Source organism: Thalassospira povalilytica, assembly GCF_002844235.1.
GTDB classification, from domain to species: domain Bacteria; phylum Pseudomonadota; class Alphaproteobacteria; order Rhodospirillales; family Thalassospiraceae; genus Thalassospira; species Thalassospira povalilytica.
Map to the genome: position 1 here is coordinate 89,572 of NZ_PGTS01000005.1, position 25,809 is coordinate 115,380.

A 25,809-nucleotide genomic window follows, 5' to 3' on the forward strand; every position below is an offset into this window, starting at 1 on the left:
TAGAACCACTGAACTTTGGTATGACGACTTCGATTTTCAGTAATTCCGCGCGAATCGCACTAATTGATATGATGACTTTACCCCCAAAGCCGATTAGGGTCGGGTTATCAGATCCTTACACTCACAACCAAGAAGACCGGGAATGACCGATATTTCTGCTGCCAGCCGCATTCTGGCCGATGCCTTTGTCAATCACCGCCTGATTGATCCGCTGCCTGCTGACGTCGCGCCGACCGCCTTTGACGAGGCCTATGAAATCCAGGACGCCACCCTTGCACTGAGCGGGGCAAAACAGGCGGGATGGAAGCTTGCGGTTGCCACCCGCGCGGCACAGGAAAAAATCGGCGCGGACGGGCCGCTGGTCGGGCCGCTTCTGGATGGCCGCATTCTTTCGAACGGGGCGCAACTGACCACCAATGATCTGCATTTCCCCAATATCGAGGCCGAAATTGCCGTGGTCATGGACAGCACCCCGGCCCCGGATGCCACATCAAGTGACATTCTTGATCACATCCGATCAATGCATCTTGCGATCGAAATCGCCGACCGGCGCTATCATGAAAAGCAGGATCCGATCCAGACGCTGGCGGATCTGAATTCCACCGGCTATTTCGTGCTGGGCCAGGAAATCGAAGGCTGGCGTGATCTTGGCTTTATCGGTGGCAAGGTCACCACCAAAAGCGACGGCGAAATCCTTGCCAGCAATGATGATCCCGATGCCTGGCCGGAAATCTTTGGCGGGCTGGAATATCTGGTCGGCTTTCTGGCCAAGCGGGGCAAAAGCCTTAAGGCCGGCGATGTGATCACCACCGGGGCCTGCGCGCTTCCGACCATCAGCCCGCATGGCAAGATCGAAGCGATCTTTGACGGGTTGGGCACGGTGACCGCCGAGATCAAAAAGGTCTGATCGCGAGATCACGACCCGGTACAGAAAAAGCCATGCGGGGCGACCTGCATGGCTTTTGTTTTATCGGTTCATGGCGTCAAAGACCGGGCATCAGCCCTTTTCGCGAAAGCGCGTAACCGCAACGCCGGGAACCTCGACGCGCAGTGACACCAGCTTGCCTGCATGGGGGAATTCGGCGCGTTTTTCCGCACTATAGCCTTCCTGATGGCTGGAGACATAAAGGGTTTTCATATCCGGCCCGCCAAAACATGGCATGGTCGGATTGGGCATCGGCATCGGAATTGACAGCAACAAAGTGCCATCGGGTGCAAAGCGGTTCAGATTGCCCGCCGACACCCCGGCCGACCAGTAACAGCCATCCATATCGACCGCGGCCCCGTCCGGGCGGCCCAGCGTATCATCAAGATCAAGAAACCGCGTACAGTTGGAAATGTCACCACTGGCAACATCGAAATCCCATCGATTGACCCAGGGCCCGCGTGAATCAGAATGATACATCTGCGCCCCGTCCGGCGACCAGGCGATGCCGTTGGAAATCTTGAAGCCGGTTGCCTTTTGATCAATCACGCCATCGGGCGTAATCCGATAAAGCGATGCGATCGGCTGCTTGTCGGGATTGTCATCCATCGTACCGACCCAGAACGCCCCGTCCGGGCCGATCTTGCCGTCATTGGTGCGGCTTTTGATGCCATCTTCGATCCGGCACAAAGCAACACGTTCGTCGGTTTCGGGATCAAGGAACAGGATATCCTTGCGCAGGGCGACAATAATGCGCCCCGCATCGGTCAGGCCGAAACAGCCCAGTTCGCTGTCAAATTCCCAGACACGGCGCTGCCCCGATGCGACATCAAGGGCATGCAGCTTGCAATTCAGGATATCGGTCCAGTAAAGCCGGTTATTCCGGGCATCCCAATTGGGACATTCCGCCAAGGTAAAAGTTTCATCCAGCAGGATTTCCGGCTGATACAGCACCTGATCATTGCCCGACATTGTCACCCCTTAAAATTCATATGATCAATTTCAATGAATACTGGTGTGCCCATCCGGGGCTGTGCTTGTCAACATTATTTGCCAGCCGGGTTGGTACCCCGATCACCTGTGATGCGTTGATGCAGCAGTGCAGACGACCGGTATGCGCCAGAAACCGGCCATCCGGCAGATCGCAATCGGGCAGGAAAATTTTACATGTCGCGGGCGTGGTCGGTGACACGCTGGCGGGCCTGATGGAGGTGATAACGCATCATCAATTCGGCACTGTCGCCATCCCGGCCCAGAATCGCATCATAGATCTGACGATGTTCGGCAAGCACGCGTTTGGCGCGGTCCGCCGACCCGGACCGGGTGATATTCAGCGCCACATTCATCGATTTCTGCATTACCCCATGCAGCGAATTCAGAATGGTCAGAAAGATTTCATTGCCGCTGGCGCGCGCGATTGCCATGTGAAAATCAAGATCGGCCTTATCGGCAATGTCACCGGCAGCCACCCCGTCTTCAAGCGTTTTCAGGGCATTTTCGATTTCACGGTGATGACGCACACTCGCACGTTCGGCCGCCATGCGTGCTGTTGCCCCCTCGATCGCGATACGGGCTTCAAAACACCGCAAAAGCCCGGCCACATCATTGACCCCGCCAAATTCGATCAGCCCCTGGGGCGGGCGTTTTTTCACAAAGGAACCAACGCCCTGGCGCGCATAGACCAGCCCGTCGGACTGCAATTTTCGCAAGGCCTCGCGTACGACCGGTCGCGACACGCCAAAGGATGCGCAAATCTCGTTCTCGGAGGGCAGTTTCGTCCCCTCGCCCAGATTGCCCGAGACGATCTGTTCAAGAATTTGACCATAAAGCTGATCAGCAAGTTTTTCGCGCTTCTGGACCTTAAGCAGCAATTCGGTCATCCCGTCCCCCGGACGCTGTGATTACTTGTCATCTTGTAAAACTTACTTGTAAGTTTTATCGACTATTCCCGCACGGGTAAAGCCCCCGAACCGATCACGGATCGGGGGCTGATCGCGGCTTGAAAATGGCTGGATCAATCAACCAGTGAATAGTCGCGGCTTTGCGGTGTGATGATTTCGTCATCATCGACCAGACCACTGTCAGGCTGCGCCAGCAGGGTCGGGATCAGCGTCATGGTGCCAGACAGGGTCTGATTTTTATCGAGCACCAGCAAATCACCGAATTCCTTGAATTCCGGACGGTTATGGACGTTTGGTACATGGCTTACCGGTTCGACACAGAATGTCTTGCCGTCTTCGGGGATATAGAATTGCAGGTTCGAGAACCGGTCACTTGCCAGCATCTTGAGACTGTAACCCGCATCTTCCCAGACCATGTCTGCTTCGCGGTGCCAGCCGGTATAATGCACATCAAGCCCGCGGTTATGACGGATCATCTTGCCATCGGAAAAGTCCCGACCAAGATCAATGACCGTGCGCGTGGTCGGCAACATGTCCTCGTCCGTGCCAAAGCAGTCGGTGGCAATAAACGAGACCGAAACATCATCCCCACCCGGGAACCACGGATGCAATCCGATGCCATAGGGCATCGGGGTCCGACCCAGATGGCGCACACCGATTTCAATGGTGACATCATCGGGCGTGACCTTGAATTCCTGCCAGGCGACATAGACAAAGCCGCTTTCAGGGTCGTCATGCTTGTGATTGAAGCGCAGACTGTCGACGGTCGGACGTTCAATTGTCCATTCCGCAGCCCGGCCAAAACCATGGATCGCATGCGGGCTGGGCGGGCGGTTGGCCGGCACCTTGACGATGCGGCCGTCAAATTCGAACTCGGCAAAGGCCAGCCGGTTGGCAAACGGCACCATCGGAAAACAGCCAAGACTTGACGGGTTTCCCGATTTCAGCGCCTGTTCGGTGACCGGACGCAACAGATTGATGGTGCCTTTGCCATCGGGACGGATCCAGTCGATCCGCGATATCGCCCCGCCCTGGGGAACAATGCCAATCTGAAATGGGCCGCTGTTCCAGCGGTATTCCGGTTCGCCCTTTTTGGACATAAGCAGGTGCCTCAATTCCAACCAAAATCATATGATGACTTTAGGATCAGGTTTCATTAACTTGAATTCGATGACTACTCAAAATAATGAAACCTGACCCGCACACCATCCTCATACGACGATTTGAAGATGGTGTCGCCCAAAGCGCCAATTAAACTTTAACACTGAGCATCTTTTTTATATCCGGTTGTTTTATACCGGATTTATCGGACACGCAAAATGAACAAGACCAGTGCGTCAAATACGCCCCGCAAAGTTTCCCTGACCGAAAAGGTGATTGCAAGCCTGCGTTCCGAAATTGAAAGCGGACAGCGCGAACCGGGCAGCAAATTGCCAACCGAACCGGTTTTGACCGAGCGGTTCGGTGTCAGCCGCACCGTCATTCGCGAAGCCATCGCAGCCCTTAAGGCCGACGGGCTTCTTGAACCGCGTCAGGGGGCCGGTGTGTTTGTTCTGGCCCCGGAAACCCGAAGCAATGACAAATCGATTTTCGAAGTCGATTACGCCCAGGTATCGGACGTTCTGGAAATTCTTGAATTGCGTATGGCCGTCGAGATCGAGGCCGCCGGTCTTGCCTGTATGCGCAGTTCCGTCGCCCAGCAGGCCAAGATTTTCGAAGCAATGGAAAAAATGGAACGTGCCCTGGAAAAAGGGGAACCCACCGCCCCGGCCGATTTCGAATTCCACAGCGCGATTGCCGCGGCCACCAATAACCGCCGCTATGCCGAATTTCTCGAACATCTGGGCGACAAGACCATCCCGCGGGCGCAGCTTCGCCGCCGCCCGCCAGAAGCCGAAGACCAGAAATCCTATATGCAGATGATCCTGGGTGAACATCGGCGCATCTATGATGCAATCGCCGCCCGCGACGATGACACCGCCCGCAAGGCCATGCGCGATCACCTTAGCCTGAGCCAGACCCGCTATCAGAAACTGCTAACCCAGCGATAAGCCGATCAACTGCGCGTCATCAAACGATTTGGCACCACTGGATAAGGTCGCGCGATCAACGACCACACGCATCCGTCGATGGGTCAGCGAATGAATGAAGCGCAGGCAACCTGATGCAAGGCATCACCAACGCGATCCTTTGCAAACGGTCAGAAAATTCCGATCAAACCTTGCCCGGCCGCTGTGTAACCGGGGTGCAATTTATGTGTCCCGGGCATCAGCGGTTCGGGGGCCGAAGAACGCATGACGGCATTTGGCAAACATCGCCACTATCAGCCAACCCGTTGTCCGGCCGTCAGGAAATCATCGGAGCTGCGGGTAGCCTGAGCGGTCCGGTCCCGTCCGATCTGGTCCGGTCAGGGCGCTCTGGTCTGGTCTGGTCAGACCCGATCCACTCAGTCGGCCAGAGCCGCGGTCAGAACCGTCATGTCGGAAATCACGATATCGGCCCCGGCATCATAAAGCCGGTTGGTTGCGTCGGTTTCCTGACCGGCATAATGGCCGCCACCGACAAAGCCGATACATTTCATTCCGGCTGACACCGCCGCGGTGACACCGGCAACGGAATCTTCGATGACGATGGTTGATGACGGCGAAAAGCCCATATCGGCACAGGCATGCAAAAACAGATCCGGGGCCGGTTTGCCGTTTTTGACGAAATCGGCACTATAGATCCGTTCTGAGAACCACGGGCCAAGGCCGGTGACCACCATGGTTTTTTCCAACCGTTCTACCGAACTGCTTGATGAAATGCAAAAGGCCAGATCACGGCTGCGCAGGGCCGAAAGCACCAGATCAATGCCACTGATCTTGGCCAGTTCCGTGTCATAGCGCGCAAACAGTTTCTGATAAAAGAACGGTTTGAATTCGGCACTGATATCGGTGCCGGTCTGGCTGCGGATATGATCGATCGGGGCCGAACTTGACCGGCCGGTGAACCGGTCGGCAACCTCGCGAAACGATAAGGGGGCGCCGAAATGATCCAGAACATCCACAAGGGTCGCAAGCGAGATCGGTTCGCTATCGACCAGGACACCGTCACAGTCAAACAACACAACCTTGCAGCCGTCAAACAGCTTGGCTATTGATGAAGGTGACGCTGGCCCCTGTTCCGGGCGGCGTTGGTCTTCGTTTCCGGCAAAGCGTCCATCTTTGTTGCTGGCTTCGTTTCCATCTATGTTTTCTTGTTCGTTTTCTTGTTCGTTTTCCTGGGCCATGTTGAACCTGGCTTGTTTCATTTGTCTGATGAAAGCAGCCTAGCCAATCACATGTTTCAGCGTCAACAAAAATGAACATTTGACCAGCTATTGAACTTTTGATCAAATCGCGATCAATCAGACCATTCAAAACAACATCCGGCAGTCGCGGTCCCATCTGCAAAGCCGGGGAAATGCGGAGGAAAACCCGACCATGAGTCCCCAAGACACCTGTTTCATCGGCGTGGATGTTGGCACCGGCAGTGCGCGCGCTGGCGTGTTTGATGCCAATGGCAAGCTGCTTGGCAGTGCCGCCCATGCAATTGCGATGAACCGTCCCAAACCCGATTTTGTCGAACAGGACTCGGAAAATATCTGGCAGTCGGTTTGCCAGTCGGTGCGCGATGCGTTGAAAAAATCCGCTGTCGCCCCCGAAAAAATCGCCGCCATCGGTTTTGACGCCACTTGTTCGCTGGTCATCCGCGATCAGGACAACCGTCCACTGGGCGTGACCCCGGGCGGGGCGGATAACTGGGATGTGATTGTCTGGATGGATCACCGTGCCGTGCGCGAGGCCGAAGAATGCACCGCGACCGGATCGCGGGTTCTGGAATTTATCGGCGGCACCATGTCCCCGGAAATGGAAATGCCCAAACTGATGTGGCTGAAACGCCATAACAAACCGGCCTGGGACAAGATGGGGGCGGCTTATGATCTGGCCGACTTCCTGTCATTCCGCGCAACCGGCAGCAATGCCCGGTCCTGCTGTACTGTCACCTGCAAATGGACGTATCTCGCCCATCAGGACGAACCGTGGGATCGTGATTTCCTGTCGCTGATCGGCATGGAAGACCTTAATGACAAGATCAATATGCATGATCCTGCACTGGCGGTTGGCGAACGCATCGGCACCCTTGATGCACAAGGTGCGGCTGATCTTGGCCTGACCACCGATTGCGTGGTCGGGGCCGGATTGATTGATGCCCATGCCGGTGCGCTTGGCACCCTTGGCGAATATCTGGATGGCAATCTGGATCAGCATTTCGCGATGATTGCCGGCACATCGACCTGTCATATGACCCTGTCAAAGCAACCGCGTTTCATCAAGGGCATCTGGGGTCCGTATTTCGGGGCGATTGCGCCGGGGCTTTGGCTCAATGAAGGCGGGCAGTCGGCAACCGGTGCGTTGCTTGACCATGTTGTCGCCATGCATCCGTTTTCCAACGGCATGGGCCGCGATGCCCACAAGCTTGCCGGGGAAAAGCTTTTGCCACTGATGGCTGATACCACCGACCTTGCACCGCGCCTGCATGTTCTTCCCGATTTTCATGGCAACCGGTCCCCGCTTGCCGATCCCGAGGCCCTTGGGGTGATTTCCGGCCTGACACTTGATCAGAGCGAGGAAAGCTTCCTGAAACTTTACTGGGCAACTGCCTGTGCGATTGCCTATGGCACGCGTCATATCATCGATGCGCTGAATGATACCGGATATGACATCACCCACATTCATCTGAGTGGCGGCCATACCGCATCCAAAGTGCTGGTCAAACTTTATGCCGATGTCACCGGCTGTCACGTTGTGATGTCCGATTGCGAGGAGCCGGTTCTGCTGGGTTCGGCAATGCTTGCGGCCGGGGCACTTGATGCCGATGGCGGTCTGGCCCGTGCTGCGCGCCAGATGGCGGGCAAGGAAACCCTGCATGCCCCCGATGAAAAAGCCAAGGCCGATCACGACCGGCGCTATGCCATTTTCCATCAGATGCATGCCCATCGCCAGGCCCTTGATGCCATGAGCAATCCGGGGGCCAAACACGGCTGAGAATTCTTTCCCCCTGCCCCGTTCGCGGGACGCCCTAACCAAAAGGCGCTTGACGCAACTTTTGGTTAGGGTCAAAACAAAAGGGCCGATGCAAAAGCATCGGCCCTTTCTTACGCACGCGCGACGGCGGGGTCGGGGGATCATGCAGAAGATATTCATTTTCTGCACCGCCACGAGCACGATGCCTTACAAGGCCGGTCCGGTTTGGACCGGCCTTGTTTGTTCAGGTTACTCAGCCGGATGTTCGTGGGCGGCCTTGACGTCACCGCGCTTTGAACGGTTCTTGGCAAAGGTGCCAACAATCAGAACAAAGAACAGCGGCACGAAGAAGATCGCAAGCACGGTCGCCGCAATCATCCCGCCCATCACACCAGTCCCCACCGCCACACGGGCAGCAGCACCGGCACCGGTCGAAATCGCCAGCGGCACAACGCCAAGGGTGAAGGCCATCGACGTCATGATGATCGGACGCAAACGCTGACGGGCGGCTTCCACCGTGGCTTCAAGAAGGCCCATGCCCTGGTCATAAAGTTCGCGGGCGAACTCGACAATCAGGATGGCGTTCTTGGCCGACAGACCGATCGTGGTCAGAATGGCCACCTGGAAGTAAACGTCATCAGGCAGATCACGCAGCAAGGCTGCAAGCACCGCACCAAGGACACCCAGCGGAACCACCATCATGACCGAAATCGGGATCGCCCAGCTTTCATAAAGGGCCGCAAGGCACAGGAAGACCACGATCATGGACAGCGCATACAATGCCGGTCCCTGTTCGCCTGCTTCGCGTTCCTCATAGGACAGCCCCTGCCATTCAAGGCCGATGCCACCCGGAAGTTTCGCAACCATTTCTTCCATGGCCGCCATTGCATCACCCGACGCAACGCCCGGTCCCGACGCACCCTGAATATTGACGGATGCCAGACCGTTGAAGCGTTCCAGACGCGGCGAACCGTAATCCCAGTTCGTGGTGGCAAATGCCGAAATCGGCACCATTTCACCAAGACCGTTACGGACATACCAGTGATCAAGGTCTTCAGGCATCATGCGGTATTTCGCATCCGACTGCATATAGACCTTTTTGACACGGCCGTTTTCGATGAAGTCATTGACATAGCTTGACCCCCAGGCCGCAGCCAGGGTGCGGTTCACATCCGCCAGGTCGACAGCAAGCGCGCTTGCCTTTTCCTGATCGATATTGATGTTGAATTGCGGCATGTCATTCAGACCGTTCGGACGCACACCGGCCACGCGCGGATCCTGTGCCGCCATCCCCAGAAGCTGGTTACGGGCTGCAATCAGGGCGTCGTGACCATTGCCGCCACGATCCACAAGCTGAAGATCAAAGCCGTTTGCAGTGCCCAGCTCGATAATTGCCGGCGGGGCAAAGGCAAAGACCATGGCTTCGCGGATCTGGGCAAAGGCACCATAGGCACGACCGATCACCGCACCAACAGCCTGATCCGGGCGGGTACGTTCCGACCAGTCCTTCATGTTGACAAAGGCGATACCGGCGTTCTGGCCGCTCCCGGCAAAGGAGAAGCCGGCAACCGTGAACAGACCCTGGACGTTTTCCTTTTCATTCTCAAGGAAGTGGGTTTCCAGCTTCTTGAGAACCTCGACCGTGCGTTCCTGCGAGGCTCCAGCCGGAAGCTGAACCATCGAGAACATGATGCCCTGGTCTTCGTCTGGCAGGAACGAGCCCGGCAGGCGGAAGAACAAGGCCGCAAGGCCGCCGACAAGGATCCCGTACACAAACAGGTAACGCCATTTGCGATGAACAACGTGATCAACACTGCCCTGATAGAACCGGTTGGTCTTGTCAAAGCCGCGGTTGAACCAGCCGAACGGACCTTTTTTCGCAAGCGGGTCGGTATGGGTCGGCTTGAGCATGGTGGCACACAGTGCCGGGGTCAGGACGATTGCCACAACCACCGAAAGCGCCATCGCCGACACAATCGTGATCGAGAACTGGCGATAAATCGCCCCGGTCGATCCGGCAAAGAAGGCCATCGGCACAAACACCGCCGAAAGAACCAGCGCAATACCGATCAGCGCCCCGGTAATCTGCCCCATGGATTTCCGCGTTGCTTCGCGCGGCGGAAGCCCGTCTTCATGCATCACACGTTCGACGTTTTCGACCACGACAATCGCGTCATCGACCAGAAGACCGATGGCAAGAACCATGGCAAACATGGTCAGCGTGTTGATCGAATAGCCGAATGCGGCAAGGATACCGAATGTCCCGAGCAGAACCACCGGCACCGCGATCGTCGGGATCAGGGTCGCCCGCCAGTTTTGCAGGAACAGCAACATCACCAGGAAGACAAGAACGATTGCCTCAAACAGGGTGTGAACCACTTCTTCGATCGATACCTGCACGAACGGGGTGGTGTCGTACGGATAGACGATCTCAAGCCCTTGCGGGAAGAACGGCTTGAGTTCCGCCAGACGGGCCTTTACGGCCTCGGCGGTGTCAAGTGCGTTGGCCCCGGTCGCAAGATAGATACCGATACCCGTTGCAGCCTGTGCATTATAGCGGGCCACCACGTCATAGCTTTCGCCACCGATTTCGATGCGGGCCACGTCGCCAAGACGGACCTGCGAACCATCGGTTTCGACCTTGAGCAGGATGTTGGCGAATTCATCAACCGTCTGCAATTTGCTTTGGGCGGTGATGGTCGCGTTGATCTGCTGGCCCGGAACCGACGGGGCACCACCGATCTGACCGGCGGTGACTTCGGTGTTCTGGGCTTCGACAGCCGAACTGATATCGGAAACCGTCAGGTTATAGGACAGCATCTTGTTCGGATCGAGCCAGATGCGCATTGCATGCTGCGCACCGAACACGGTGACCGAACCGACACCATTCACACGCCCGAGCGGATCTTCAACCGTGGAGACGACAAAGTCGGACAGATCTTCGGCATTCATCGAACCATCAGCCGACACAAAGCCGACAACCATCAGGAACGATCCCGATGACTTGCTGACAGTCACGCCCTGCTGCTGCACTTCGGTCGGAAGCGACGACATTGCAGCTTGCAGTTTGTTCTGTACCTGAACCTGTGCGATGTCGGGATCGGCTTCGGGTTCAAAGGTCAGCTTGATCGATGCCTGACCGTTTGACGACGAATTCGATGACATATAGCGCAGGTAATCCAGCCCGTTCATCTGTTGTTCGATGACCTGGGTCACGGTGTTTTCCACCGTCTGCGCGGACGCGCCCGGATAGGAAGCCGAAATCTCGACCGATGGCGGTGCAATTGACGGGTACTGTTCCACCGGCAACTGCCACAGGGAAAGTCCCCCCGCCAGCATAATCACCAGGGCAACAACCCAGGCGAATACGGGGCGGTCAATAAAGAATTTTGCCATTGAATAAACCCTTATTCGGCGGCTTTGGCGGTTTCGACAGGCTGGGCTGCAACAGGTGCGCCCGGCCCGATACGCTGAAGACCATCCACGATCAGCTGATCGCCATCTTCAACGCCAGCCGAAACCAGCCAGTTCTGTCCCTGGGACTGTTCGATGGTGATGTCTTTTGACGCCACTTTGCCATCGACCACGACATAGACATAAGCCGATCCATCCGGACGACGCATCACGGCCTTTTGCGGCACAAGGAATGCGTTTTCAAGATGGCCCTGACGGACCTGACCGCGCACGAACATGCCCGGCAAAAGCGTTCCGTCCGGGTTCGGGAAGACCACGCGCAACCGGATGGTGCCGGTGGTTTCATTGACCGTCACATCCGAGAATTGCAGCGTGCCCTTGTGCGGATATTCGGCACCGGTCGAGTCAATGATCAGGGAAACTTCGACCTGACCGTTTTCAACACCCTTGATGCGGCCATTCTGGATGGCCTGCTTGATCTTCATCAGACGTCCCCCGGCCTGGGTGACATCAACATAGATCGGATCTAGCTGGGTGATCGTGGTCAGTTTCGCAGTCTGGTTGGCAGTTACCAGCGCGCCTTCGGTGAAATCGGATGATCCGATCTGACCGGAAATCGGTGCGGTAACAGTGGTGTAAGCCAGATCGATGCGGGCCTGTTCCAGTTCGGCGCGGGCTGCTGCGACAGCGGCCTTGCCCTGTGCTTCGGCGGCGACTGCATCATCATAGGTCTGCTGGCTCACGGCCTGCGACTTGATCAGCGGATCGTAACGCTTGCGGGTTTTGGTGGCCTGATCAAAGGTGGCGATCTGACGGGCAAGTTCGGCCTGTGCGGCATCGACCTTGGCCAGATAGACATCCTGATCAATCATATAAAGCTGCTGACCGGCTTCAACAAAGGTGCCTTCGGTGAAGTTGCGTTCCTTGATGATCCCGTCGACCTGCGGACGGATATCCGCCTGACGGAAAGCAATCGTACGCCCGGGCATTTCTTCGACAAGACCGACGGTCTGGGCTTCAAGAGTAACGGTGCCAACCTGGGTTGCAGGTTGTTGCTGCGGTGCAGCGGCCTGTTTTTCAGCGCCTTCATTCTGCTCGCTGCAGGCAGCGACCATCAAGGCAAGTGCTGCCACACCGGCAAATTTCAAACAAGATCGCATGGACAAATTGCTTTTCCTTCTAAGTCCCGAGCAATGAAAACGGGAACGCTTTGTCATTGCTTTTCGAAATACTGTACGGTACAGTACACATTGTGCACTGCACGATCAAGAGCCAAAAACAACAGAATCAAGAATCATGAGTGAAACGCCAGAAAAGCTTGAAAAACAATCCACTCGCGGGTCTGCAAGACGGCGCGCCATGATGGATGCGGCCTGGAAACTTTTGCTGGAGCGGGGGTTCGCTGGCGTCACACTTAATGATGTCATTTCGCAATCGGGTGGCTCCCGTACAACCCTTTACGAAGCATTCGGCGGAAAGGACGGCCTTCTTGAAGCTGTCATGAAAGAACGCTGTCAGGAATTCTCCGCGGAATTACACATCTCGCTGGAAACCGATCTCCCTCCTCGTCACGCACTGACGGACTTCGGCACCAAACTGGCGCACAAGATAGTAACCGAGGAAGTCGCCCGCTTCACTCAAATTCTGTATTCCGAAGGCCAGCACTTTCTACCCCTGATCGAAAAATTCTTTGAAGTCGGTCCCGACAGCACACGCAAACATCTTGCCGATTACCTTTCGCGCCAGCAAAAGCTTGGCCGCATCAGCATCAACGATCCCGACCATGCCGCTGAAATGTTCGAAGCCATGGTGATTGGCGACTGGCAATCACGCATCATGAAACATCATCCAAGACCCCCGATGACCGACCGCGAGATTGAAGACCGCGTGTCGCGTGCTGTGCAGATTTTCCTGTGTGGCATCACCACCGACGAACATCGCCAAACGGTCGGATGTGACAGTTGATCACGATGGCTTTGCGATGAAAGTCAGCTACTTGTAACCTGCCCCTCCTGACAGCATCCTGTCAGCAATCCGGGTGACCGGATGGTAAACGCGCCAAACGGCGCCCTAACTTCACCAAAATTGACCTTCAGGATGCCTGACAAGACCGGATCCGGTTGCTTTGGCAGGGCGCGACATGTGTGATGTTGCGCGCCATCGGATGCGTGTTTGGCGAACCGGCGTTGCGGTGCCGCAATCGGGGCATGCCCCGTGATTGATTGCAACCGTTCCAAACAGTTCACCAAAGATGCGCAAAACCGATGTAAACTGAATGCAACAGGGTCGCGTTTGTCACCATTCCAGAAGCAGGGGTTTTCTGATGCCCGGACGTCGTGTTTTTGTCGGTTTTGGCTTGTGCGCCACCTTGATGCTTGCGCTTGCCCCGCGTGCGCAGGCCATTACGGTCGACAAGGCCCGCACCGCCGTTGAAGCAATCCTGATGCAATCGGGCATCACGGCAACCGAAAGCGATGCCCGCACGGTTGACGGCGATGGCGTGGTTTTGACCTATGATGGCGTCTATCTTGATCTTCGCGGCTATTCGACCGACCGCGCACTGACCATGGACGGGGTCACGGTTACGGTGCGCGACACCGATCAAACCGATCAGATTGATCTTGATGTCAAATTGCCCGAACGCGCCCGCATGGAAGCCGAAGCCACCAGTGACCAGCGTGATCTGACCATGCGCAATGCGGGGGGCTATCTGCGCTGGGACACTGCGCGCAACATCCCGGTGACCTTTGACGGCTTTGCCGATTTCCTGATCGGTGACGAACCGGTGACGCGCAAACACTGGATGATGAATGGCCTGATGATCCAGTGGCTGCCGGAACTGGCCCGCATTGCCTGGCAGGGTGCCGAATGGACCGGCCCCAACCGCGAAAAAATGGGGGCGGTCAAATCGGCAAGCTTTACCCTTTATCCCGGTGAAAACGGTGAAACCCATCTTGATTACGCCCATGACGGTTTATGGCTGCCCAGCCTGTTCCAGCCGCGCACCATGCGCGTCAAAAGCAGCAGCACCGGCCTGCCTTGGCGCGAAGCCAAACCGATCATTGAAAAAGGCTTCCACGATATTCTGACCGGCACCGCCCCCAGATTTGCCCGCCGCCAGATCGGTGATGCGCTTTGGCAAAAGGCCGCCCAGAACGGAGCCCCGGTCAAGGTCGAGGAATTCTACGTTGAATCCCGCGGGCTTGAGGCCCTTGGCTCCGGCGAATTCATGGCCCAGGCCGCCGCACGATATGGCTTTACCGGTGATTTTGATTTCAAACTGCTGGGCCAGGACAAGCTGGTTGACCTGCTGGGCACCCCTGACAGCCCGACCCTTCTTGGCGCCTTGCTGCCCTTTGCGGTGAACGGCCTTGCGGTTGGCCGCCCCGGCCCGCAAGGCACAACCGAATATGACGGTCAGTTGCTTCCGGATGGCCGGATCGTGGTTAACGGCCTGACAGTCTATCGCACAGCCGATGGCAGTTAGACCATGAATGCACCATCTGCCTCCGCCCCGTCGGACCTTGTTTCCGGGCCGTGCAATCGTATTGTGATCTATTGCCGGGATATCGAGGCAATGGTGTCATTTTACAGCACCTATTTCGGATATCAGGTCGTTGCACGACCACAAGATCGTATCACCGAATTGCGCCGGGCGGATGGCGGATTGATCCTGATGCTGCATCCGGCAAGCAAGGGGCAGAAAGAAGGTCAGGCTCTTATCAAGCTGGTCTTTGACGTGCGTGATGTTGTCGCGTTTCGCGCCCATCTGCTTGCTGGCGGACTGACTGTCGGCCCGGTCCATGAGGCCGATAACTATCAGTTTGCCAATCTCAAAGACCCGGCGAAAAATTCGGTTTCCATATCAAGCAGGGCCTTTTGCACAGGCTGATCGGCTTTTCGGTCAAACCATGGATCGAAACAAGTCTGCATTTCCAACACGACCCTACTCTGTGGCCTGGAACCCCGTTCTGTGATTGCTGCACATTCATGCAGATTTTCACGGCCGCGTTGGTTCGAAAAAATACATATTATTGACGTTCATCTCGGAACTTCGCATGATCCGCATTCAAGGTCGGCGCAGCGAATGCCGGCCCAAAAGAATCAGGGAGTTTCAGGTAATGAAAATGAACAAATCGGGCCTTCTTTCCGGACTGGTCCTGGCAGGCAGCCTTTTTGCGTCCGTCTCAAGCGTATCGGCCGAGGAAATCAAGGTCGGTATCGCCAATTTCGGCGAACATCCGCAGCTTAATGCGGCGATTGCAGGCTTCAAGGAAGCCATGGCTGAAAACGGCTTTGTTGAGGGCAAAGACGTTTCCTATTCCGAAAGCCACACCAACTTTGACGCATCCCTGGTGCCCCAGATGATCACCAAGCTGCAATCCGAGAATCCGAAGCTGATCTATACGATCACCACCCCGGTTTCGCAGATCGCCAAACAGGCGCTGGCAGGGTCGGGCATTCCGATCGTCTTTTCGGCTGTGACCGATCCGGTTGCCGCCAAGCTGGTCCCGTCATGGGAAGCCGGTGACGAAGGCATGACCGGCGCATCCGATCTTCAGGATATCGCAGCGGTTCTGGAATTCACCCGCAAGCTTCTTCCGGATGCCAAGCGCCTTGCCCTGCCCTACAACCCGGGCGAAGCCAATGACGTTGCCCTTCTTGAAAAGGTCGAAGCATTGGCACCGGCTGCCGGTTTCTCGGTCGTTGCGGTCGGCATTGATAACGTCAATGACATCCAGCAGCGCATCACATCGGTCGCAGGCAAGGCAGACGTCATCTATACCCCGGCATCTAACCTGATCCAGCCAGCCATTGCCGCCGTGTCGGCCGCAGCGCGCCAGATCGGCGTTCCGATTGTCAACTCTGACAGTTCGGCTGTTGCCAATGGCACCGTTCCGGCCAGCTTCTCGGTTGATTACAGCCAGGTCGGCCTGAATGCCGGCAAGATCGCAGCCGAAATCCTTAAGGGCAAATCACCCGCTGACATTCCGCCGTCCGCCCCGTCCTATGAAACCCATGCACCGATGATTTCAAAATCGGCTGCTGCGGCCTTCGGGATCGAAATTCCGGCTGAATTCAACGATTGCGGCTGCATCGTCGAATAATTTCGTCCAGACTTGAACACACATTGGCGCCGCAAGTGGTCATTCCCTTCGGCGCCAATGCCATTTCGCCATGTCACACATGGCCCAAGGAGAAGACGGATGCTTGAAATCCGATCTGCACGCAAAACCTTTTACGCCGGACAACCCGACGAAAAGGTGGCACTTGATAATCTTGACCTGACCTTGCAAACCGGCGAATTCGGTGTGGTCATCGGATCAAACGGGGCAGGCAAAAGCACGATGCTGAACGCCGTGTCTGGCGCGCTTCCCCTTGATAGCGGTCAAATCCTGATTAACGGGGATGACGTCACCAACACCCCGGTTCATAAACGCGCCACCCGGATTGCGCGCGTGTTTCAGGACCCGATGCTGGGGACTGCGGCCAGCATGACGGTTGCCGAAAACATGCTTCTGGCCGAATTGCGCAGCAAAAAACGCACCCTTGCGCGCGGACTGAATGCCAAACGGCTTGCCGATTACAAGGAACGGTTATCCACCCTGGGGCTTGGTCTTGAAAACCGCCTGAACACCAAGGTGGAACTTCTGTCTGGCGGACAGCGCCAGTCATTGTCGCTGATCATGGCGGTTGGCGGATCGCCCGATCTGTTGTTGCTGGATGAACATACTGCGGCCCTTGATCCGCGCACCGCGGACCTTGTCATGCAGGCAACCGTTCGTGCGGTCGACAGCCTGAAACTGACGACACTGATGGTGACCCACAATATGCAGCACGCTGTCGATTACGGGCATCGCGTCATCATGCTTGATGCCGGCCGCGTCAAACTTCAGATCGGTGGCGAAGAAAAAGCAAATATCACCGTGGCAAAACTGGTCGATCATTTCGCGGTCAAGACCGATGCGATGATGTTGGGGGCTTAAGAATACTATGGAATTTCTGTCTTCGACCTTTACCAGCTATGTCGCCCTTGTACCGGTGACCCTTGCCCAAAGCCTTATTCTGGCCTTTGTGGTTCTGGGCATCATGATCCCGTTCCGCACCCTGCATTTCCCCGATCTGACCAGCGAGGGCGCCTATCCGCTGGGCGGGTGCGTATGCGGTGTTCTGATTGCCGCGGGCATGAACCCGGCGCTTGCGATCATTGTGGCCCTGTTGTGCGGTTTTCTGGCCGGTTGCTGTACGGCGCTTATTCACCTGCGGTTCCGCATTCACACCCTGCTTGCCGGGATCCTGATGATGACGATGCTTTACAGCATCAATCTGCGCATCATGGGCAAATCCAACCTGTCGATCTTTGGCTCGGACAGTGTCTATAACTGGGCACCGTTCGTTACCCCGGGCTTCCCGGTCAGCAAGATCATCATTGCCGGGATCATTGGTGCGGCTGTGTTTCTGGCCCTGAACTGGTTTTTCAAAACCGAAAAGGGCACGGCCCTTCGCGCGGTTGGCTCCAACCCCGCCATGGCCGAGGCACAGGGCATTTCGGTCTGGATTTCAACCATTGTCGGTGTCGGTCTTGCCAGTGCCTTTTCGGCGACCAGTGGCGCATTGATGGTCCAGTCACAGGGCTTTGCCGATGTGAATATGGGGCTTGGCATTCTGATCAACGGTCTTGCCGCCTTGATGATCGGCGAGGCGGTCGTCGGCAAACAAAGCGTGTTTCGCCAGCTTCTGGCGCCGTTTGTCGGGGCGATCATTTATTATCAGCTGGTGTCGCTCTGTCTGGCGGCAGGCATGCCACCGCCCGATCTTAAACTGGCGACCGGGTTGTTTGTTCTGGCCATGCTGGCCCTGCCCAGCCTGAAGCGCGGACGCGGCGGCGCACCCGCACGCGAGAAATTGCGCGAATAGCCTTCGCCCGGTCTGCGTTACTATGCAATCGGTCTGAAAACAAAACGGCCGCCCTTCCCATCCGGAACGGCGGCCGTTTTTCATATCAGTTCATCGTGGGCAGCATTCACGCCGCAAGCAGGAAAACACCCGCTGCTGCGATGGCACCGCCACCGGCACGCACGGCAACCGGGGCGGCCTTTTCGGCCAGCTTTTTAACCGACATGCCAAGACCAAGTCCGATGGCATGAAGTGCCGCCGTCGCAACAGCAAAGCCGATCCCGTATTCGATGCCGCTGGCGGTTGCCGGCATTTCGGTGCCATGGGCATGACCATGGAAAACCGCAAACAGACCAACCAGCGCCATCGCCGCACCGGTCGGCAGATGTTTGCCAAGGGCAATAACCGCGCCCAGCACAATCACCGAACCGACAATGCCAAGCTCAACAAACGGCAGGGCAACATTGGCAATGCCCAGAATGCCGCCGACAATCATCATGCCGACAAAGGACAATGGCAGAAGCCAGACCGACTTGCCCCCTTGCTGGGAGGCCAGAATGCCGACCGCAACCATCGCCAGCAAATGGTCAAGACCACCGATCGGATGCCCGAAACCCGATGCAAAACCCGAAACCGTCCCCGCCCCGGTATGGGCCAGTGCCGGCGTTGCCGCCAAAACCGCCATGGCAAAGGCAACAAGCGATGAATGCCGCATTCTGAAATCTCCTGTATGATCTGAAACTCGAACTTATGAAGTTTTTAAAAATTATCATACGAACAGATCGATGCCAATATCCCAAACGAAAAGGGCGGGGAAAATGCCCCGCCCTTTTGCCAGAAGATAGATTGGATCAGCTGTTACCAGCTGTATTTAAGGGTCGCCAGAACCGTGCGGCCATCACCGTAATAGCGGCTGCCAAAGGTATTGGAAGACACATATTCACGGTCGGTCAGGTTGGTGGCATTGACCGACAGGCTGACATCATCGGTCACCGCATAAATGACCGCGGCATCAAACAGGGTGTATCCACCAAGCGTTTCGGTATTGCCGTCATTACGTGCACGTTCGCCGGTATAGCGCATGCCACCGCCAAGGGTCAGATCCCCAAACCAGCCCTGCCCCGGAATGGTGTAATCAAGCCATGCGGATGCCTGATGTTCGGGAACGTTTGCCGGGCTGTTACCGATATTGGCTGCTGTAATGTCGTCTTTGATTTCCGCATCCAGATAGGTATAGGCAAGCGTCAGGTTGGTCTGTTCATCAAGTGACATCTTGCCTTCCAGCTCAAGCCCGCGCGAATTGATTTCGCCGATCTGCTTATAGCTGCTGGTGCTTGAATTCCACTGCGACACGTTTTCCTGGGTCAGATCAAACAGGGCCGCGGTAAACAGCGCATCAAAGGTTTCGGGCTGATATTTCACGCCGATTTCATATTGCGTACCTTCCTGTGGCTTGACCCCGTCGGGGCGCGACGCCAGACCGGAATAGACCGGCTGGAAGGATTCCGAATAATTGCCGTAAATCGAAACTTCGTTGGTCGCCTTGTAGGTCAGACCAAGGCGCGAGGTGAATTTGTGATCATCGCGTTCGGCCGTGGTGCCGCTGCTGATGGTGTCGGTGTCACTTTGAACATAGTCAAAACGCCCGCCAACCGTCGCAATCCAGTCATCGGCAATGGTCAGCTGTTCCTGCAGATAGGCACCATAGGTCGACTGGGTGATTTCGGTGTCGGAACTGCTTGTGAATGTGATGCAGGAAAGCCCGCAATAGGACGGGTTGTACGGATCAATTGCCGATGCCGTACCGTCGCGGCGGAATTCGCGGTTCCGGTCACGGTTGAAATCGATCCCCATCAGCGTTTTGCTGTCAAAGGTATCGTTGATCGCCGTGTCATATTGCAGCTGGTTGTCGATCCCGAAGCGGTCAAGTTCACCATAAATCGCAAAGGCATTACGATTGCCAAGCGGCGTGCTGTCATTGAGATAGATGGTTTCATAGGTCAGATCGACATGGGTGTAACGCGCGTTCTGACGAAATTCGAGCTTGTCGGTAATCTGGTGGGAAAGCGCGTAACCGATATTGGTTTCTTCGGTGTCGAAATTGTTGAAATCCGGTTCCCCAAAGAATGCATCGCGGCTGGTTTCGATCCCGATCGGATAGCCATAGCCAAGGCCGCTGTCGCGTTCGCTGTAACTTGTCAGAAGGGTAACTTCGGTGCCTGCCTTGGGCTTGTAGGTAAAGGCAGGCGCAATATAAAGACGGTCATCCTGCGAATAATCCTGGCTGCGTTCGGCATCCTGCCAAAGGCCGGTCAAACGGTATGTCCAGTTGCTCCCTTCGACCACAGGGCCGGTAACATCCCCGCCACCGCGCAGGTGATTTTCACCAAAGGTGGTAAAGACTTCGCCGCCCGCTTCGTCTTCGGGACGTTTGGTCGTCATATTGACCAGACCGCCCGGACCATTCAGGCCAAACAGGCTTGATGTCGATCCCTTAAGCACATCGATCTGCTGCAAACCATACGGTTCGGGACGGCTGTTGGTGAAGTTGTAGATACGAATGGGAAGACCATCGCGATAACTGCTAAGCGACGTCTGGCCAAAGCCGCGAATACGCACATAGTCATAGCGATAATCCGACCCGTATTCCGCGGCCTGGACACCGGCGGTATAGGAAACGGCCTGCTGGATGTCCTGAACGTTGCGGGTTTCCATTTCTTTCTGGGTGATCACGGACACGGCCGATGAATCATCAAGAATTGGCGTGTCGGTTTTCGATGCCGTGCGGCTGCGCGATGCGACAAAGCTTTCGGTAATGGCAACATCCGGACCCGATGCTTCTGCGCCATTCGCCTCAACCCGGATCGGGTCAAGAACTTCGCCCTGTGCGGCCCCGCCGGTATTGACCGCTTCGATCACCACGGTTTCGTCATCGGTGATGTCGTAGCTCAGTCCGGTTCCGCGCAGCAATGCTTCAAGTGCCGTATCTGCACGCATGGTACCGGAAACGGCACTGGCCTGCACATTACGGGCAAGCGCGCCGTCCACAGTCACCTGAAGCCCGGTCTGAACACCGAATTGCGCAAGCGCACTGGTCAGCGACTGGGCCGGAATGTCAAAGGCATATTGACCATCAATGCCGTTTGCCGCGACCTGGGCGGTCGCATCGGTTGCAAACATGACGGGCGCCAAGGCGGTCGTCATCATCAAGGCACTGGCTATAACTGCAACACGTCCACGATTACGCAGCGTGTCTGCACCCCCACTCTTCATTCGTCTTAATCTCCGTTTTACGTCATATGCCCCAACCAGACTGAGAATGCAAACGCTTCTCAATGGCGAGATATGAAACAAAACGGATCGGCTGAGTGTTTTTTCAAAAAAAGTTTCAGAAAATTCAAAATCGGCCTGAAAGCGCCGGTTTCACGCAAATTTCCCGGCGCGTTTCATGATCCTGATTTGATCAGGATGGCGACACGACAAGCAACCATGGGGTGATTTCACGCACCGTTGCCTTTTGCGCACGGGCCATCCCGCGCAGGGCCGATATCGGATCATCAAGACGATAAACCCCGGTCACTGTCTGACGGGACAGTTCTGCATCGGTAATGACGATGGTGCCGGTATAGTACCGGCGCAACCGGTCAACGATTTCACCCAGCGGCTGATCTTGGGCAATCAGTTGATTGTGGCGCCATGCGGCGATCTGGCTTGCCGGGGCGGTTGACCGGCGGACCTGTCCGTCGCGGCTGACCCGGGCCTGTTGTCCGGCTTCAAGCAATTCCGACACCGGTGGCACGGTCGGGGCATTTTCAACACGCACCAGCCCATGTTCAACTGCGACACTCGACCGACCCGCAGTATCAGACACATCAAACCCGGTGCCCAGCACGGTTACGGTCACGGCATCGGCACCGACGGTAAACGGCTTTTGCGGATCGGGGGTGACTTCAAAAAACGCCTCCCCGCTTAGCAATTCAACAAACCGGGTGGTGCCATCCATCCGCACCTTGATCGCGCTTTCAGGTGCAAGGGTCACTGTGCTGTTATCGGCCAGCGTCACCGTGGTAATTTCGGCTGTCTTGGTGAAATGATCAGCCTGCATTTCGGTTGCAATCCGCGGCCCGATTATTGCTGCGACCAGCGATGCGGCAATGGCAATCCCGCCAAGACCAATCCCGCGCCAGGATGTATTGCCGCGTTTTTTAAACCGGCTTTGGGCGGCGATGACTTTGGCGGTTTCTTCGGCCCGGGCTGCGATGGCATCTTCGCCAGCAGCGGTTCTGACATCAGCCAGATCGTCTTCGGATGCGCGTCTGGCATCCAGAAAACGCTGCCAGTCGGCTTTGCCGTCTTTGGCCTGATCCGCCCCAAGCGGTGCGATCCCCGCCATCAGATCAGCGGTGCGTCTGGTCGCATTCCAGGCATCAAGATGCAGCGGATCCTGCGCGCACCAGACATCAAATTCTGCCTTGAGTTCGCGGTCCTCGGGCGCTTCGTGCAACCGGATAATCCAGTCGGTTGCTTCTTTTGCTGCCTTGGCTTGCGCCGGGTTTGTCATCCCTGTCATCACACCATTTCACCGTCCGGGCGCACAATTTGATCGGCCGTGCCACGGACATATCTTGTCAGCAATCGCATCTGATCACCACCCAGACGGGCGGCAATGCGATCTTCTACACTGAAAAGAATGACCGGGTCATGCATTACCTTCATGGCCAACCGCCCAGACGTTCGCGGCAATGGTCAATACCGTCCGCCACCAGCTTGTGGGCCAGCGGAACAGAAATATCGAGGAATTCGGCAATCTCGCGCAGCTTGGCCCCGCCAAAGCGATGCATTTCGCAGGCAATCCGCGTTCTTTCGGGAAGCTCGGCCAAGGCCTGCATCAGGGTGGCATAGTCATCCTTGTAAAGAACGATGGTTTCCGGGTCCGGCGTCTGTGCGGGTGAAATATTGGCGATCACTTCATAGTCAACCGCCCCGGTAACACGGCTTTCCTGCGCATCACGCCGTTTGCTATCAAGGGCAAGATTGCGCACGATCCGGTAAAGATACCCGGTCGCGTCTTCCAGAAACCGGCCTTTGGACGCCTCGTCAAACCGCAACCAGGCTTCCTGCACCAGATCTTCGGCCAACACACGGTTACCGATGATCGAACTGGCATAGTTCACAAGCGCCGGTCGTTGGCGCATGAACAAAACCAGTGATGTCGCGTTTGAAGTCGCGTTTCCGGGCAATCCGAACGTCCTTTGCGGCAAGCGGACAGGATCAGACAGGATCGGGTCCGCGCGGGCCATCACGATTATCGCAAATGATACTGATTATCAATACTATATTTTGTACCCTCCCCGTCAACCGAGGACAGATTACGCGACTTAGGCAAACGTCGACATTCACGACACGCTTGATTTCTGAGGTTCATGTTTGAACTCCCAGTGTCCCGAACCACGGTTTTCACTTATCAGGCGAAGGTTGAAACAATAGTTTCACACAGTCAAAACACAACCTGTGCGTTTAAGTTTGTTGACATTTCCTCTCGCAGATTACAAAACAATATCAAGTGGTTGAGGGATCATGAAATTGTGGGGGAAGTGCGTGTGAGACGCGGGACAAGCAGAGTTGTCAATGAAACAGCTAGAATAGTTAAAAACTTCAAAGTAACGCGATGTAAAGCAACAAACTCGGCGACCAAGTTAAAAAACCACGCCGTGGGGCTTTGTATTGCAGCACTGTTTTTGCTTGTCACCGCCCATAGCGCATATGCCTATAGCGTAACGGACGACAATGGCACTGCAGCGACAACAAAGACGATTACAAACGAAGCCATCGGAACATTTGGCGGTGATGAGATCGCGTTTTTTCATGACGCCAATCCGGCCCCAGCCGGTTTTGCCGCAGGTGACACGCTAGAGATTTCATTGAGTGGCGGGGCGACTTTTGCTGATGCCAATATGGTCTTTGAAGGCATGCACGGTGGCGCAGGTAACGGAGATCTGACTTGGGTAACCTTTTCGGGTTCTCCGCAAGGCAAGTCATCGATCAGCCTTACAATCAAACAAGGCACGAACCCGGCATCATTTGCGCTATTTGACGGCTTGGTCCTAAGCGGCGACACCTTTGCAGGCCAAAATACAAACTTCAATCTTCCCCAGATTGCCGGGCGCGATATCTTTATTACTTTCACCTTGCGCGACTCTGGCGGCACGCTTAAGGCAACGGTAAAACACAAGCTGTTTGACAATACGCTTGCCCCGGCTGGCGACCTTGAAGAGTCGCAGTCAGCAATTAAAAGCGTTATCGGCACCCATATCAGAAACATCACCTCGCAAAGTGTCGGACTTTCCGGGCTTTTGACCGGACGCGGATTTGGTCGTGGCGGCGGCAGCCTTGGCGGCCTGTTTGGCGACAATGCCGCATTCGGAAATGCCTTGGCAGAATCGACGGGCCTGACATTGCCTGTTGATATGGAGTTAAACGAAGGACGGGGCAGCTTTGCGGCCAACCTCAACAGCGTGATGAATTGGACCGGCGAACTCGCTGCCGGAGAGCAAAATACAAATGGCCTTCCGCCCAGCCAGTTTTCCAATTTTGAAAGTCCCATGAACCTTTGGGTCAAGGGCAGATGGGAAGGCATTACTGACAGCCGGGGCGGCACGACCGGGGACAGCGATTTCGGTCTGTTTATGACCGGCGTAGATTATCGTCTTAACAAAAACACCATGATTGGCGTGCTTGGCCAGTATGACCTTTATAAATCGACGGCCACCGGCCAAAACAGCCAAGGCAAGGGACATGGCTGGATGGTTGGACCCTATATGGTGTCGCGACTGGATGAAAACCTGATCTGGGATGGACGTGTTGCCTGGGGCAGGTCAAAAAACAAGATCAATCCGGTCGGTCGCGGTTGGGACAAATATGATGGTGAACGTTCGCAAGTGGAGACCAATCTAACCGGCGACATCCGCACCGATGAGTGGGAGTTCTATCCTCAGATCGGCCTTAACTACTTCCGTGAAGAACAGAAGTCGTACACCAATTTCGGCGGAGAACGGATCGACTCCCAGACCATATCTTATGGAAACCTTACATTCGGCCCGGAAATTGTGCGCGTCCTGAAAGTGGAAGATGGCCCGACCTATCGCCCATTCGTGGCCCTTCGCGGCATCTGGGATTTCCAGGCACCGCCAATTGAGCACGCGGATGGCAGCCAAGTAGATACCGAAAAATTACGTGCCAAAGCCGAGTTTGGCGGCGACATCACATTCGCCGATGGCGGCAGCATCTATGCCAAATATGCCTATGACGGTATTGGTCTGGCGAACTACTCGTCACATAGCTTCGAAGTGATTGCCAATACACCCGTCACATTGGGTTTCCTGCCGGACAATACGCAATTCAAATCATCCTTCAATCAGGCAATGAATGCCACCCAGACAAGCACATTCAGGGTGGGGCTTGATATACCGCTTAATTGAACGGATCCTTGAAACGAAATGGGGTGGCTTTGTGCCACCCTTTTTTTTAAGCGTCCAGCGCCGGTCGGATGGAATGATCATTACCCATCAGGAAGCCGGCAACGCACAAACCAGCTGTGGCTGTCACGCCAGCACCCAAACAAGTAAGG

At 55.9% G+C, this 25,809-nt stretch carries 21 protein-coding genes; 10 read left to right on the plus strand and 11 right to left on the minus strand.

Features of this window, described 5'->3' with window-relative positions:
* Positions 1-142 precede the first annotated feature (142 nt).
* Positions 143-907 (plus strand): 2-keto-4-pentenoate hydratase, encoded by a 765-nt coding sequence (locus CU041_RS14080; RefSeq protein ID WP_101247404.1) that lies wholly within the window; start codon positions 143-145, stop codon positions 905-907.
* Positions 908-997: 90 nt separating this feature from the next.
* Here CU041_RS14080 and CU041_RS14085 read toward each other — a convergent pair whose 3' ends face one another.
* The 3 genes from CU041_RS14085 to CU041_RS14095 form a co-directional block, all read right to left on the minus strand.
* Entirely contained in the window at positions 998-1,897 is a 900-nt protein-coding gene (locus CU041_RS14085; protein ID WP_101247405.1) for an SMP-30/gluconolactonase/LRE family protein, read from the minus strand.
* 191 nt (positions 1,898-2,088) lie between these two features.
* Positions 2,089-2,805 carry a FadR/GntR family transcriptional regulator gene (locus tag CU041_RS14090; RefSeq protein ID WP_068517931.1) on the minus strand — a complete coding sequence of 239 codons (717 nt, stop codon included), beginning with the start codon at positions 2,803-2,805 and terminating at the stop codon, positions 2,089-2,091.
* Between the two features lie 134 nt (positions 2,806-2,939).
* Positions 2,940-3,926 (minus strand): aldose 1-epimerase, encoded by a 987-nt coding sequence (locus CU041_RS14095; RefSeq protein WP_068517930.1) that lies wholly within the window; start codon positions 3,924-3,926, stop codon positions 2,940-2,942.
* A gap of 219 nt (positions 3,927-4,145) precedes the next feature.
* Here CU041_RS14095 and CU041_RS14100 point away from each other — a divergent pair, with 219 nt between their 5' ends.
* Positions 4,146-4,877, plus strand: coding sequence for a FadR/GntR family transcriptional regulator (locus CU041_RS14100; protein ID WP_068517929.1), 732 nt, complete (start codon positions 4,146-4,148; stop codon positions 4,875-4,877).
* A 395-nt stretch (positions 4,878-5,272) separates the two neighbouring features.
* Here CU041_RS14100 and CU041_RS14105 read toward each other — a convergent pair whose 3' ends face one another.
* Positions 5,273-6,094 carry an HAD family hydrolase gene (locus CU041_RS14105; protein ID WP_101247406.1) on the minus strand — a complete coding sequence of 274 codons (822 nt, stop codon included), beginning with the start codon at positions 6,092-6,094 and terminating at the stop codon, positions 5,273-5,275.
* 193 nt (positions 6,095-6,287) lie between these two features.
* On the opposite strand from CU041_RS14105, the gene CU041_RS14110 reads away from it, so the two are divergent.
* The gene (locus tag CU041_RS14110) at positions 6,288-7,892 is read left to right on the plus strand and encodes an FGGY-family carbohydrate kinase (protein ID WP_101247407.1); all 1,605 of its coding nucleotides are present in this window, start codon (positions 6,288-6,290) and stop codon (positions 7,890-7,892) included.
* 228 nt (positions 7,893-8,120) lie between these two features.
* On the opposite strand, the gene CU041_RS14115 is transcribed toward CU041_RS14110, so the two are convergent.
* Positions 8,121-11,267, minus strand: a complete 3,147-nt coding sequence (locus CU041_RS14115) for an efflux RND transporter permease subunit (protein WP_068517927.1) — start codon at positions 11,265-11,267, stop codon at positions 8,121-8,123.
* An 11-nt stretch (positions 11,268-11,278) separates the two neighbouring features.
* On the minus strand, positions 11,279-12,445 hold the full coding sequence (locus CU041_RS14120; RefSeq protein ID WP_068517926.1) for an efflux RND transporter periplasmic adaptor subunit: 1,167 nt from the start codon (positions 12,443-12,445) through the stop codon (positions 11,279-11,281).
* 136 nt (positions 12,446-12,581) lie between these two features.
* On the opposite strand from CU041_RS14120, the gene CU041_RS14125 reads away from it, so the two are divergent.
* The 6 genes from CU041_RS14125 (at position 12,582) to CU041_RS14155 (ending at position 18,203) form a co-directional block, all read left to right on the plus strand.
* Positions 12,582-13,250 (plus strand): TetR/AcrR family transcriptional regulator, encoded by a 669-nt coding sequence (locus tag CU041_RS14125; protein ID WP_068517925.1) that lies wholly within the window; start codon positions 12,582-12,584, stop codon positions 13,248-13,250.
* A 358-nt stretch (positions 13,251-13,608) separates the two neighbouring features.
* Positions 13,609-14,772 carry a hypothetical protein gene (locus CU041_RS14135; RefSeq protein ID WP_101247408.1) on the plus strand — a complete coding sequence of 388 codons (1,164 nt, stop codon included), beginning with the start codon at positions 13,609-13,611 and terminating at the stop codon, positions 14,770-14,772.
* 3 nt (positions 14,773-14,775) lie between these two features.
* Positions 14,776-15,177: a VOC family protein gene (locus tag CU041_RS14140; protein ID WP_101247409.1), complete on the plus strand. Its 402-nt coding sequence runs from the start codon at positions 14,776-14,778 to the stop codon at positions 15,175-15,177.
* A 229-nt stretch (positions 15,178-15,406) separates the two neighbouring features.
* The gene (locus CU041_RS14145) at positions 15,407-16,393 is read left to right on the plus strand and encodes an ABC transporter substrate-binding protein (RefSeq protein WP_068517920.1); all 987 of its coding nucleotides are present in this window, start codon (positions 15,407-15,409) and stop codon (positions 16,391-16,393) included.
* A gap of 99 nt (positions 16,394-16,492) precedes the next feature.
* Positions 16,493-17,272, plus strand: a complete 780-nt coding sequence (locus CU041_RS14150; RefSeq protein ID WP_101247410.1) for an ABC transporter ATP-binding protein — start codon at positions 16,493-16,495, stop codon at positions 17,270-17,272.
* Positions 17,273-17,279: 7 nt separating this feature from the next.
* Complete coding sequence (locus CU041_RS14155; RefSeq protein WP_101247411.1) at positions 17,280-18,203, plus strand: ABC transporter permease; 924 nt, start codon at positions 17,280-17,282, stop codon at positions 18,201-18,203.
* A 106-nt stretch (positions 18,204-18,309) separates the two neighbouring features.
* Here CU041_RS14155 and CU041_RS14160 read toward each other — a convergent pair whose 3' ends face one another.
* The 5 genes from CU041_RS14160 to CU041_RS14175 all read right to left on the minus strand — a co-directional run bounded on the left by CU041_RS14160 (position 18,310) and on the right by CU041_RS14175 (position 23,482).
* Positions 18,310-18,897: a HupE/UreJ family protein gene (locus CU041_RS14160; protein WP_101247412.1), complete on the minus strand. Its 588-nt coding sequence runs from the start codon at positions 18,895-18,897 to the stop codon at positions 18,310-18,312.
* 143 nt (positions 18,898-19,040) lie between these two features.
* The gene (locus CU041_RS14165) at positions 19,041-21,455 is read right to left on the minus strand and encodes a TonB-dependent siderophore receptor (RefSeq protein WP_101247413.1); all 2,415 of its coding nucleotides are present in this window, start codon (positions 21,453-21,455) and stop codon (positions 19,041-19,043) included.
* A 190-nt stretch (positions 21,456-21,645) separates the two neighbouring features.
* Positions 21,646-22,752, minus strand: coding sequence for a FecR family protein (locus CU041_RS14170; protein WP_101247414.1), 1,107 nt, complete (start codon positions 22,750-22,752; stop codon positions 21,646-21,648).
* Positions 22,752-22,898 carry a hypothetical protein gene (locus tag CU041_RS20655; protein ID WP_170310244.1) on the minus strand — a complete coding sequence of 49 codons (147 nt, stop codon included), beginning with the start codon at positions 22,896-22,898 and terminating at the stop codon, positions 22,752-22,754. The genes CU041_RS14170 and CU041_RS20655 overlap by 1 nt, the downstream gene beginning before the upstream one ends.
* Positions 22,895-23,482, minus strand: coding sequence for a sigma-70 family RNA polymerase sigma factor (locus CU041_RS14175; RefSeq protein ID WP_228194171.1), 588 nt, complete (start codon positions 23,480-23,482; stop codon positions 22,895-22,897). Before CU041_RS14175 ends, CU041_RS20655 begins: the two co-directional genes overlap by 4 nt.
* Before the next feature lie 123 nt (positions 23,483-23,605).
* On the opposite strand from CU041_RS14175, the gene CU041_RS14180 reads away from it, so the two are divergent.
* Complete coding sequence (locus tag CU041_RS14180; RefSeq protein ID WP_101247415.1) at positions 23,606-25,660, plus strand: autotransporter outer membrane beta-barrel domain-containing protein; 2,055 nt, start codon at positions 23,606-23,608, stop codon at positions 25,658-25,660.
* Positions 25,661-25,809: the final 149 nt, after the last annotated feature.

Excerpts from the sequence above, each read along its gene's own strand:
- CU041_RS14095 (WP_068517930.1), bottom strand. The coding sequence starts at position 3,926 with ATGTCCAAAAAGGGCGAACCGGAATACCGCTGGAACAGCGGCCCATTT.
- CU041_RS14100 (WP_068517929.1), top strand. The coding sequence starts at position 4,146 with ATGAACAAGACCAGTGCGTCAAATACGCCCCGCAAAGTTTCCCTGACC.
- CU041_RS14180 (WP_101247415.1), top strand. The coding sequence starts at position 23,606 with ATGTTTGAACTCCCAGTGTCCCGAACCACGGTTTTCACTTATCAGGCG.
- CU041_RS14170 (WP_101247414.1), bottom strand. The coding sequence starts at position 22,752 with ATGACAGGGATGACAAACCCGGCGCAAGCCAAGGCAGCAAAAGAAGCA.
- CU041_RS14115 (WP_068517927.1), bottom strand. The coding sequence starts at position 11,267 with ATGGCAAAATTCTTTATTGACCGCCCCGTATTCGCCTGGGTTGTTGCC.
- CU041_RS14120 (WP_068517926.1), bottom strand. The coding sequence starts at position 12,445 with ATGCGATCTTGTTTGAAATTTGCCGGTGTGGCAGCACTTGCCTTGATG.
- CU041_RS14140 (WP_101247409.1), top strand. The coding sequence starts at position 14,776 with ATGAATGCACCATCTGCCTCCGCCCCGTCGGACCTTGTTTCCGGGCCG.
- CU041_RS14080 (WP_101247404.1), top strand. The coding sequence starts at position 143 with ATGACCGATATTTCTGCTGCCAGCCGCATTCTGGCCGATGCCTTTGTC.
- CU041_RS14150 (WP_101247410.1), top strand. The coding sequence starts at position 16,493 with ATGCTTGAAATCCGATCTGCACGCAAAACCTTTTACGCCGGACAACCC.
- CU041_RS14175 (WP_228194171.1), bottom strand. The coding sequence starts at position 23,482 with ATGGCCCGCGCGGACCCGATCCTGTCTGATCCTGTCCGCTTGCCGCAA.
- CU041_RS20655 (WP_170310244.1), bottom strand. The coding sequence starts at position 22,898 with ATGAAGGTAATGCATGACCCGGTCATTCTTTTCAGTGTAGAAGATCGC.
- CU041_RS14165 (WP_101247413.1), bottom strand. The coding sequence starts at position 21,455 with ATGAAGAGTGGGGGTGCAGACACGCTGCGTAATCGTGGACGTGTTGCA.
- CU041_RS14155 (WP_101247411.1), top strand. The coding sequence starts at position 17,280 with ATGGAATTTCTGTCTTCGACCTTTACCAGCTATGTCGCCCTTGTACCG.
- CU041_RS14105 (WP_101247406.1), bottom strand. The coding sequence starts at position 6,094 with ATGGCCCAGGAAAACGAACAAGAAAACGAACAAGAAAACATAGATGGA.
- CU041_RS14110 (WP_101247407.1), top strand. The coding sequence starts at position 6,288 with ATGAGTCCCCAAGACACCTGTTTCATCGGCGTGGATGTTGGCACCGGC.
- CU041_RS14085 (WP_101247405.1), bottom strand. The coding sequence starts at position 1,897 with ATGTCGGGCAATGATCAGGTGCTGTATCAGCCGGAAATCCTGCTGGAT.
- CU041_RS14145 (WP_068517920.1), top strand. The coding sequence starts at position 15,407 with ATGAAAATGAACAAATCGGGCCTTCTTTCCGGACTGGTCCTGGCAGGC.
- CU041_RS14160 (WP_101247412.1), bottom strand. The coding sequence starts at position 18,897 with ATGCGGCATTCATCGCTTGTTGCCTTTGCCATGGCGGTTTTGGCGGCA.
- CU041_RS14125 (WP_068517925.1), top strand. The coding sequence starts at position 12,582 with ATGAGTGAAACGCCAGAAAAGCTTGAAAAACAATCCACTCGCGGGTCT.
- CU041_RS14135 (WP_101247408.1), top strand. The coding sequence starts at position 13,609 with ATGCCCGGACGTCGTGTTTTTGTCGGTTTTGGCTTGTGCGCCACCTTG.
- CU041_RS14090 (WP_068517931.1), bottom strand. The coding sequence starts at position 2,805 with ATGACCGAATTGCTGCTTAAGGTCCAGAAGCGCGAAAAACTTGCTGAT.